At 54.8% G+C, this 9,728-nt stretch carries 8 protein-coding genes and 1 pseudogene; 4 read left to right on the forward strand and 5 right to left on the reverse strand.

Annotated features, from left to right (window positions below; translation table 11 throughout):
• Window positions 1-9: 9 nt before the first annotated feature.
• The 3 genes from coaE (at window position 10) to ACIQ0R_RS01400 (ending at window position 1,842) form a co-directional block, all read left to right on the forward strand.
• Window positions 10-651 carry a dephospho-CoA kinase gene (coaE, locus tag ACIQ0R_RS01390; protein ID WP_395822943.1) on the forward strand — a complete coding sequence of 214 codons (642 nt, stop codon included), beginning with the start codon at window positions 10-12 and terminating at the stop codon, window positions 649-651.
• 225 nt (window positions 652-876) lie between these two features.
• Complete coding sequence (gene zapD, locus ACIQ0R_RS01395) at window positions 877-1,632, forward strand: cell division protein ZapD (RefSeq protein ID WP_395822945.1); 756 nt, start codon at window positions 877-879, stop codon at window positions 1,630-1,632.
• 21 nt (window positions 1,633-1,653) lie between these two features.
• Complete coding sequence (locus ACIQ0R_RS01400) at window positions 1,654-1,842, forward strand: DNA gyrase inhibitor YacG (protein ID WP_395822947.1); 189 nt, start codon at window positions 1,654-1,656, stop codon at window positions 1,840-1,842.
• Window positions 1,843-1,964: 122 nt separating this feature from the next.
• On the opposite strand, the gene ACIQ0R_RS01405 is transcribed toward ACIQ0R_RS01400, so the two are convergent.
• From ACIQ0R_RS01405 to ACIQ0R_RS01425, 5 genes and pseudogenes are all read right to left on the reverse strand, one after another.
• A complete protein-coding gene (locus ACIQ0R_RS01405; RefSeq protein ID WP_395822949.1) occupies window positions 1,965-2,381 on the reverse strand; it encodes an NUDIX domain-containing protein in 417 nt (138 codons plus the stop codon).
• Window positions 2,382-2,505: 124 nt separating this feature from the next.
• A complete protein-coding gene (locus ACIQ0R_RS01410) occupies window positions 2,506-3,396 on the reverse strand; it encodes an ATP-binding protein (RefSeq protein WP_395822951.1) in 891 nt (296 codons plus the stop codon).
• Window positions 3,397-3,579: 183 nt separating this feature from the next.
• A complete protein-coding gene (argJ, locus tag ACIQ0R_RS01415) occupies window positions 3,580-4,818 on the reverse strand; it encodes a bifunctional glutamate N-acetyltransferase/amino-acid acetyltransferase ArgJ (RefSeq protein WP_395822953.1) in 1,239 nt (412 codons plus the stop codon).
• Window positions 4,819-5,001: 183 nt separating this feature from the next.
• Window positions 5,002-7,761: a preprotein translocase subunit SecA gene (secA, locus tag ACIQ0R_RS01420; protein ID WP_395822955.1), complete on the reverse strand. Its 2,760-nt coding sequence runs from the start codon at window positions 7,759-7,761 to the stop codon at window positions 5,002-5,004.
• A gap of 221 nt (window positions 7,762-7,982) precedes the next feature.
• Window positions 7,983-8,930 (reverse strand): annotated as a pseudogene (locus ACIQ0R_RS01425) (M23 family metallopeptidase).
• Between the two features lie 169 nt (window positions 8,931-9,099).
• Here ACIQ0R_RS01425 and ACIQ0R_RS01430 point away from each other — a divergent pair.
• Complete coding sequence (locus ACIQ0R_RS01430) at window positions 9,100-9,501, forward strand: DciA family protein (protein WP_395822957.1); 402 nt, start codon at window positions 9,100-9,102, stop codon at window positions 9,499-9,501.
• Window positions 9,502-9,728 lie beyond the last annotated feature (227 nt).

A 9,728-nucleotide genomic window follows, 5' to 3' on the forward strand; every position in this document is an offset into this window, starting at 1 on the left:
GCCATCGTGATGCAACACGATGCGGCTCACAAAAGTCAGGCGCTGCCCAGGTTCTCCGTCGGCCTGACCGGCGGCATTGGCAGTGGCAAGACGACCGTTGCCAACATGTTTTCCAGGCTAGGGGCGGCTGTGATCGACACCGACGCCATTGCGCACCAGTTGAGCGCAGCTGGCGGTATCGCTATCGCGCCGATCATCGCCGAATTCGGCGACTCGTTCATTGATGCAAGTGGCGCAATGGACCGCTCCAGAATGCGTGCGCTGGTGTTCTCCGACGCCAACGCCAGGAAACGGCTTGAGGCAATCCTGCATCCTTTGATCCGCAGCGAGACAGAAGGCGCCGCGGAGCAGGCCCGCGGGCCTTATTTGATCTTTGTGGTTCCGCTATTGATCGAATCCGGCGACTGGAAACACCGCGTCAATCGCGTACTTGCCGTGGATTGCGACGAACAAATCCAGATACAACGAGTCATGCAGCGCAATGCGATGTCAGAATCGCAGGTACGCGCCATCATGGCCACGCAAGCGTCCCGACAACAACGCCTGCAAGCTGCCGACGACGTGATTTTGAATGATGGAGATCAAGCGGCGCTGGCACCGCAGATAACGCAGTTACATACGCGTTATCTGTCATTTGCTGATTTGTTATAAATGGTGTAACGCTTATTGGATGCGCGTGAAATAAGGCATACGCGAACGCACACCCGAACGCCTACCCGGGCGCGCGAAAAGTTGTGGAAAATTGCGAAAAGAAACTGAGCGGCAGACGACAGACGACACGACGATCTGCCTGAAATTTCAGAGGTTATTTGTAATTTCCTGTGGCATCATTCAGAATCATGACTTGTCGAGCTCAAATTTTTAAGGGATGTCACTTTGATTGTCTACGAATATCCTTTCAACGAGCGTATCCGCACCTTGTTGCGGCTGGAGGACCTGCACGAAAGATTCGTGTTTTTCGTTCAACAAGAAAATCCCCTGCAACACCATATCGCTCTCTCCACCATATTTGAGATGCTGGAGGTGGCCGGGCGCGCGGATTTGAAGTCGGACCTGCTGCAGGAACTGGAACGGCAGCGCCAAACCTTGCTTGGATTTAAATCCAATCCTAATGTTGCACCCGACATGCTGGACGCGATATTGCAGGAACTTGATCGTGTCAGTACTTCGCTAATGGCCGCCCAAGGCAAAACCGGCCAGCACATTCGCGACAATGAATGGCTGATGAGCATCCGCGGCCGCACCATCATTCCCGGCGGGGCCTGTGAATTTGACTTGCCGTCTTATTACGCCTGGCAGCAGCATCCGGCTGAAAAGCGCTATGCCGACATCATCGGCTGGTTCGCGCCACTGGCGCCGCTGTTCGACGCTATCGGCATCGTATTGCGACTACTCCGAGAAACCGGAAGTTCAGTAAAAATAAACGCTGAAAACGGTAGTTACCAGCAAATGCTACAGGGCAAATCCTACCAAATGCTGCGCTTGATTATTGATGAGCCACTGGCCGCGATTCCTGAAATATCGGCAAACAAGTACATGCTGTGGGTCCGCTTCACCTCGCAGGGAGGCGATCTCAAACCCAAGGCGTATGAAGGCGATGTGCCGCTTGAACTGACCCTGTGTAATTTTTAATGTGAATTTGAATAGATTTATATGACTACGACTGTCGATTGCCCTACCTGCGGCACCAAGGTTGAATGGATTGCCACGAATCGGTTCCGGCCATTTTGCTCGGAGCGATGCAAGCAGATTGATCTGGGCGCCTGGGCCGAAGAGAAATACACGATTCCAGCCGTGAATTTGCCGGATGATTTGGATGAGGATGGGAAAATCCCGCAGTAGCAAACAAACCAACTCAAATGACCAACTAGCGGCAATTTCGGCCTATCACAATCGACGCAACCCAAAAACCCACGCAAAAGCCGCCACGCGAGAACTGCCTGAACCCTGGCGCCCCCGTTCCTTCAGGCTGCGCACTCGCTACGTAATTCATCAAGCCACTCAATCAGCGGGATCGCCGCTGGCAGTAGCGGCTCGACACCGACACTGCCTTGCCACGAAAATGCCTGCCCCTCAAAACTCTGCGGCTCGCCGCGCCAATCTCGACTGATGTAAAAATGCAGGCGCACGTGAGCGTGAGGATATTGGTGTTCGATCCCACACCAAGGCTCGGCGGATATAATCTCCACCCCTAACTCTTCCAACAGTTCGCGCTTGAGCGCTCCGAAAATCGACTCGCCGGACTCAACTTTACCACCCGGAAATTCCCAATATCCGGCCATCGGTTTGCCGGCAGGCCTTTGCCCGAGCAACACGTCGCCGTTTGGCTTCATCAAGATGCCAACTGCAACATTGACTGGTGCAACAGATAATGTAGTCATGATGGGGAGCTCAGGCCAGTCCAGGAAACCATAAAATCGATCAGATCAAACAAATCAAACAAATCAAACAAATCAAACAAAACGCGCTATCTTGCAAAACCGATTGCAGACCTGCGGTTACCCGCTAATCGGTGTCGGACGCCATACGGCCGGCATGGTCGCGGGCAAATTGCCAAGCCACCCGGCCTGAGCGCGAAGCACGCTGTAAAGCCCAGCGCAACGCGTCGGCACGAGCCTCGGCGATTTGTTCTTCGGTGCAGCCGAAATGACTTAACCAATGAGCAATGATATCCAGGTAATCGTCTTGCTTGAACGGATAAAACGACACCCACAAACCAAAGCGCTCCGACAGTGAAATTTTTTCCTCTACCGTTTCACCAGGATGCAAATCACCATCTTTAGTGGTTTTATAACCGGCGTTGTCGGACATCCGTTCCGGTAGCAAATGGCGGCGATTGGAGGTAGCGTAAATCAGCACATTGTCCGATTGGGCGGCAATGCTGCCGTCGAGCGCCACCTTCAGCGCCTTATAACCGCTCTCACCTTCCTCAAAAGACAAATCATCGCAAAAAATGATGAAACGTTCGGGGTGCGATGCCACCAGATCGACAATATCGGGCAACGCCGCCAGATCGTCCTTATCCACCTCGATTAACCGCAACCCCTGATCCGCATACTGGTTCAGGCAAGCTTTTATCAAAGAAGATTTACCGGTGCCACGAGCGCCAGTCAGCAATACATTGTTGGCCGGCCGCCCCGCTACAAACTGACGGGTATTCTGATCGATCTGCTGCTTCTGGATGTCGATATTGTGCAAATCCGACAACGCGATATTGGAAATATGGCCGACCGCCTGCAGATAGCCGCCTGCCTGGCCGCCACCACCGCCCTTATGGCGCCAACGGAAGGCTGTCGCAGCTTGCCAGTCAGGCGCCGCGTGTGCTGCTGGCAACATGTTTTCAAGACGCGCCAACAGCGCGTCGGCACGAATCAGGAATTGCTCTAATTGAGTCATGGCGCTAGATGTCAAGAATGAATGATGATCAATAAACACCATTCTGACGCAAAGCAGATCGGCGCAGGGTGAATATTATTCGTCGCAGCGGCCGTGCTGCATTCGAGATGCCTACCTGAGGCGAGCATCGGGTGTTGAAAGCGGCGTGCAACACACTCTCAACACGCCGTCGTACAAACTCGCTCAAGAACGATAGTCGGCGTTGATCGACACATAATCATGCGACAAATCGCAAGCCCAGATGGTCGCTGCGGCATCGCCGCGCCGCAGTTGCACGCGCACGGTAATTTCGCTCTGCTTCATGACTCGCTGGCCGTCTGCTTCCTGATATTGCGGATTACGGCCGCCGTTCTTGGTCGCCAATACATCGTCCAGGTACAGGTCGAGCTTGCTGACATCCAGGTCATCGACACCGGCATAGCCGATTGCAGCGAGGATCCGGCCCAGATTGGGATCCGAAGCAAAGAAGGCCGTCTTGACCAGCGGTGAATGGGCGATCGAATAGGCGATCTTGCGGCATTCAGCGACGTTGCTGCCCTGCTCCACAGTGACCGTGATGAACTTGGTGGCGCCTTCGCCGTCGCGGATGATCATCTGCGCGAGATGTTGCGAGATATCGGTAACAGCAGTTGCCAACGCCGCGTATTCCGGGCTGTCGACACTATTGATTTCAAGTTCACCGGCACCGGTGGCGATCAGCATGAAGGAATCGTTGGTCGAAGTATCGCCATCGATGGTGATGCAATTGAACGAGCGGTCGGCAGCTTGACGCACCATGTGCTCCAGCACCGGCTGAGCCACCTTCGCATCGGTCGCCAGGAAGCTCAGCATGGTCGCCATATTTGGCTTGATCATGCCAGCTCCCTTGCTGATGCCTGACATGGTTACCGTCTTGCCATCAATAATCAGGCGCCGTGAAGCGGCTTTTGGCTGGGTATCGGTCGTCATGATAGATTCTGCGGCGTTGAACCAGTTGTCAGCCTGCAGGTTGCCAATTGCTTGCGGCAGCCCTGCGGTGATGCGTTCCACCGGCAGCGGCTCCAGAATCACGCCAGTCGAGAATGGCAGAATTTGCGCAGCATGACAGCCCAGCAGCTCGGCCAGTGCCTCGCAAGTGGCGTTAGCCGCAGCCAGGCCAGCTTCACCGTTGCCGGCATTGGCATTGCCGGTATTGATCAGTAGCGCGCGAATCGGTTCGCCGGAAATGTCGGCTGCGGCCAGATGCGCCTTGCTGACCTGTACCGGCGCAGCGCAAAAGCGGTTCTGCGTGAATACGCCGGCTACCGTAGCGGTTGGCGCAAGTTTCATGACCAGTACATCCTTGCGATTCGCTTTACGCACGCCCGCTTCGGCATGCCCGAGTTCGATGCCGGGTACAGGAAGCAGGTCGGCGGCGACAGGAATAGGAGAATTAACGGCCATGAGAGTCCTTGATAACTAGGTAAGAATATTGACGGCGCTTGTTCGCCGCGATTAAATTAAACAAGGGAGCCGTGGTTTCGGCGGCCTATTTTAAAGCGGATCGGGACGCCAAGAACACCTCTGCCGCGCAAAAAATAAAGGGCGGGTTACCCCCCTTCTTGATCACCGGACGTTCATGTCAACTTAAATCAACTGGCCGTGGCACTGTTTGTATTTCTTGCCGCTGCCACAAGGGCACGGATCGTTACGACCGACCTTCGGCACTGCGTTGACATTCTGCTGAGATTCTTCACTGCGCGCAGTCGGCGCCAACAAAGCTTCCGGAGCAGCATTCGGATCAAAGTCGGCATGTTGGTAATGGACATTCTCAACGTGCGATTGCGCCAGCCCTTCTTCTGCCGCAGCGATTTCCTCGCGGCTTTCGATGCGCACCGTCATGACCACCTTGATCACTTCATTCTTGATCAAGTCGAGCATCTGTCCGAACAATTCAAACGCTTCGCGCTTGTATTCCTGTTTAGGATTCTTCTGGGCATAGCCGCGCAAATGGATACCTTGGCGCAAATGATCCAGCGCCGCCAGATGCTCACGCCAATGGCTGTCGACGCTTTGCAACATAATGCTGCGCTCAAAACCGGCGAACGATTCCTTACCAACGATTGCCGTCTTGGCGGAATATGTTTCCTCTGCTTTTTTCAGCACGCGTTCCAGCAACTCTTCGTCAGCAAGGTTCGGCTCGGTCTTGAGCATATCGGCCAGCGACACTTCCAGATGCAACTCGCTGGCCAAACTGGCTTCCAGGGCTGGAATATCCCACTGCTCTTCCAGCGAGTCTTGCGGCACATAGGTGCGGAAAGTGTCGACCAACACGCCTTCGCGCAGCGAGGCGACAGTCTCTGACACGCCCTGCGATCCCAGCAACTCATTACGCTGCTGATAGATCACCTTGCGCTGATCGTTGGCGACATCATCGTATTCGAGGAGCTGTTTACGAACATCGAAGTTACGTGCCTCAACCTTGCGTTGCGCCGACTCAATCGAACGCGAAACGATACCCGCCTCAATCGGCTCGCCTTCCGGCATTTTCAAACGATCCATGATCGCACGCACGCGGTCGCCGGCGAAAATCCGCAGCAACGCATCGTCCAGCGACAAATAGAAGCGCGAAGAACCCGGATCGCCCTGACGGGCGGCACGACCGCGCAACTGATTGTCGACGCGGCGCGATTCGTGACGTTCGGTGCCGATGATATGCAGACCGCCAGCGTTGACCACGTGGTCATGCAGCGATTGCCACTCGTCACGCAGCTTATCGGAGCGCAATTGCTTTTCAGTGTCGCTCAGCGCTGGATCGGCTTCGATGAACTGGATTTGTTTCTCGACATTGCCGCCCAACACGATGTCGGTGCCGCGACCGGCCATGTTGGTAGCGATGGTGACGGCCTGCGGCCGGCCGGCCTGCGCAATAATTTCTGCCTCACGCGCATGCTGCTTGGCGTTGAGCACGTTGTGCGGCAACTTGGCCTTGGTCAGAATGCCTGATAGCAGCTCCGAGTTTTCGATCGAGGTGGTACCGACCAATACCGGCTGGCCGCGCTCATAGCAATCCTGAATATCCTTGAGCATTGCATTGTATTTTTCCTGCGACGTCTTGTAGACCTGATCCTGACGATCCTTGCGCTGGTTCGGCCGGTTCTGTGGAATGACAACCGTTTCCAGGCCGTAGATCTCCTGGAATTCATAGGCTTCGGTATCGGCGGTACCGGTCATCCCGGCCAGCTTGCCGTACATGCGGAAATAGTTCTGGAAAGTGATCGACGCCAGAGTCTGGTTCTCGTTCTGAATCTTGACGCCTTCCTTGGCCTCCACCGCCTGGTGCAAGCCGTCCGACCAGCGGCGACCGGTCATCATGCGGCCAGTAAATTCGTCGACGATGACAATTTCACCGCCCTGAACCACATAATGCTGGTCCTTAAAATACAACGCGTGCGCGCGCAAGGCGGCGTACAAATGATGAATCAGACTAATATTTGCGGCGTCGTACAGCGATGCGCCTTCGGCCAGCAAACCCATGCTGGTGAGAATCTGCTCGGCCTTGTCGTGACCGGCCTCGGTCAGCAAGACCTGATGCGCCTTCTCATCCTTGGTGTAATCGCCCGGCACTTCAATCTTGCCCTTGCCGTCAGGAGTTTCTTCACCAATTTGCTGGATCAGCAGCGGCGGTACTTGATTGATCTTGTAGTACAGATCAGTATGGTTTTCAGCCTGGCCGGAAATGATCAGCGGAGTACGCGCTTCGTCGATCAGGATCGAGTCGACCTCATCGACGATGGCAAAATTCAGGGTGCGCTGCACGCGGTCGGCGGCGTCGTACACCATATTGTCGCGCAGATAATCGAAACCGAATTCGTTGTTGGTGCTGTAAGTTATATCGGCGGCGTAGGCAACTTGCTTGGCGTCATGCTCAACCGACGACAGATTCACACCGGTAGAGAGCCCCAGCCAACCGTACAAGCGCCCCATCCACTCGGCATCGCGCTGTGCCAGGTAATCATTGACCGTGACGACGTGCACGCCCTTGCCGGACAAGGCGTTCAGGTAGGCGGGTAAAGTCGCCATCAGCGTTTTGCCCTCACCGGTGCCCATTTCGGCAATTTTCCCGTAATGCAAAACCATGCCGCCGATCAGTTGCACGTCGAAATGACGCATTTTCAAGACCCGCTTGCCAGCTTCGCGGCACACCGCAAACGCCTCCGGCAGCAGATCATCCAGCTTTTCACCGCCTGCAATGCGTTGCTTGAATTCCGGCGTTTTAGCCTGCAGCTCAGCGTCGGTCAGCTTCTCGAGAGCTGGCTCAAGCGCGTTGATCTGGCGGACGACTTTTTTATATTGTTTGAGCAGACGCTGGTTGCGGCTACCGAAAATCTGGGTCAGTAATGACATGCTTGGATTCTAAAAAAGAGCGCCGGCGACATTCCGTGACCATCTCATGGATTGACACGAAACCGGGCTGTGGCTAAATAATCGGAGAATTTTATCATGCCGTCCCCGACACATTGGGGTTATACGGCCGGAAACAATAGCAAGTTGCGCAAATTGTCCCGCGTAGTCGTTCCACATTGACTACTATTCCTGGCTACATTGCCAGTACCACAACAATTTCATCATTTTCCGGCCAGGGCTGTTATTTTGGCCAGATCAGTGCCTGCGTTCAGGAACTTACGCGGATCCTGCGCGACGCCTTTGATCCTCACCTCGAAATGCAAATGCGGGCCATTCGAGCGCCCCGAAGTGCCGATATCCGCGATATGCTGGCCGCGCTGCACGATATCGCCGACCTTGGCCAGCAGGCGCGAAGCATGTGCGTAGCGGGTAATGATGTCGTTGCCGTGATCAATCTCTAGCATGTTGCCGTATTGGGGATGATATTCGGCAGCAATGACCACGCCTGCAGCGGCGGCAACGATCGGAGTGCCGACTGAAGCGGGAAAGTCCAGCCCCTCATGGAAAGCGCTGCGACCGGTGAAAGGATCAAGCCGCCAGCCAAAACTAGACGAGTTGTAGCTGACGCTGACCGGCTGGTTGGTCGGTAATAATTTGGACTTGATCTTGTCGCTCATCAGCACGGTTTCGACCACGTTCATGTAATCGGTACGATAACCGATGTCACGCGACATCGCTGCCAGCGCCTGCTGGAACTCAATGACGGTCAGATCGTGCGGCCGGTGAGCGGCATCCAGATTGGTCGGCTCGGCACCGCCGCGGCCAGGCGATTCCTTAAAATTGAACTCCTCCGGCTTAACGCCGGCCAAGCGCTGAACCCGTTCGCCCAACGCATCAAGACGCATGATCTGCGCCTGCATTTCACCTAGCTTGACCGCCATGGCCGCCAGGTTTTCCTTCACATACTTATCTTTGTCTTACACCCCCGCAGCCGCGTTACCGGCAATCACCGAACTTAGCAAGGGCAGACTGCCCGCATACCGGGCAGTGACAGCATACAATAACAGGGTCGCGAGCAAGACTGCCAGCAGAAATGCGGCGATCATCAGCATCAGGTGTTTGGCGCCTAATGTGATAGATTTGGCGCGATTAAAGCGCGGATGCAGCAGTTAGCTGCATTGTTGCCTCTGGAAGTCGTTGGCCGCGCCGCAGTTGTGATATCGTTTCAGGATAATGCGTAGACTCTCATCTTCATCTTTCCGGCCAGCCATCAGTGGCTCCAGGACGCCAGTACAGACATCCCGGGACGCCGCAGATTTTTTACGGGGAAATGACAAGATGGCTGCGCTTCTGCCGGCTGTCACGCGCATGGCGACACTGCAAAAACAATGTGCCGCCGAACTGCCATCCATGTTCAGTGCTTGCGAAGTATTACAATTCGAAGACGGGCAACTAGTGCTATCGGCCCCCAACGCAGCCCTTGCAACAAAATTGAAGCAGCAATTGCCGCGCCTGCAAAGCCAACTGCAAAGTGTGAATTGGCAGATTAATGCAATCCGAATCAAAGTGCAAGTCAGCCAACATCTCAACAAACCGGCACCGGTCAAGCAGCTCCACTTTCCCTCGAAGGCGGTCTCGGCCTTCTCGTCGTTGATGAATGAACTAGGGCAGTCCTCGGGCAACGATGCGTTGAAAAACGCTATCGCGGCCATGGTGCAGCGCTACAGCGAAAAAAAATAAGGCCGCCGGGGCGACCTTGATCAACACGAAACTCAACACAAAATATCTCAAGCGGAGAAATAATCGGCCTCAATCAGTTATCCGCCATGCGCTATCAGCTATCAGCTATCAGCTATCAGCTATCAGTTCTGTTGGCGCTGATTGAATCTTGACCCAGCCTGCTGATCGAAATGTGACCCAGGGCTGGTCGCTGCGTTTTGAGTTAGCAGCTGTGGATAAGTCTATCA

The organism is Collimonas sp. (genome assembly GCF_044339385.1).
Taxonomy (GTDB): domain Bacteria; phylum Pseudomonadota; class Gammaproteobacteria; order Burkholderiales; family Burkholderiaceae_D; genus Collimonas.

What these genes read in the sequence shown, in the direction of transcription:
- coaE (WP_395822943.1), top strand. Translation starts at nt 10, where the DNA reads ATGCAACACGATGCGGCTCACAAAAGTCAGGCGCTGCCCAGGTTCTCC.
- ACIQ0R_RS01400 (WP_395822947.1), top strand. Translation starts at nt 1,654, where the DNA reads ATGACTACGACTGTCGATTGCCCTACCTGCGGCACCAAGGTTGAATGG.
- ACIQ0R_RS01405 (WP_395822949.1), bottom strand. Translation starts at nt 2,381, where the DNA reads ATGACTACATTATCTGTTGCACCAGTCAATGTTGCAGTTGGCATCTTG.
- ACIQ0R_RS01410 (WP_395822951.1), bottom strand. Translation starts at nt 3,396, where the DNA reads ATGACTCAATTAGAGCAATTCCTGATTCGTGCCGACGCGCTGTTGGCG.
- argJ (WP_395822953.1), bottom strand. Translation starts at nt 4,818, where the DNA reads ATGGCCGTTAATTCTCCTATTCCTGTCGCCGCCGACCTGCTTCCTGTA.
- secA (WP_395822955.1), bottom strand. Translation starts at nt 7,761, where the DNA reads ATGTCATTACTGACCCAGATTTTCGGTAGCCGCAACCAGCGTCTGCTC.
- ACIQ0R_RS01430 (WP_395822957.1), top strand. Translation starts at nt 9,100, where the DNA reads ATGGCTGCGCTTCTGCCGGCTGTCACGCGCATGGCGACACTGCAAAAA.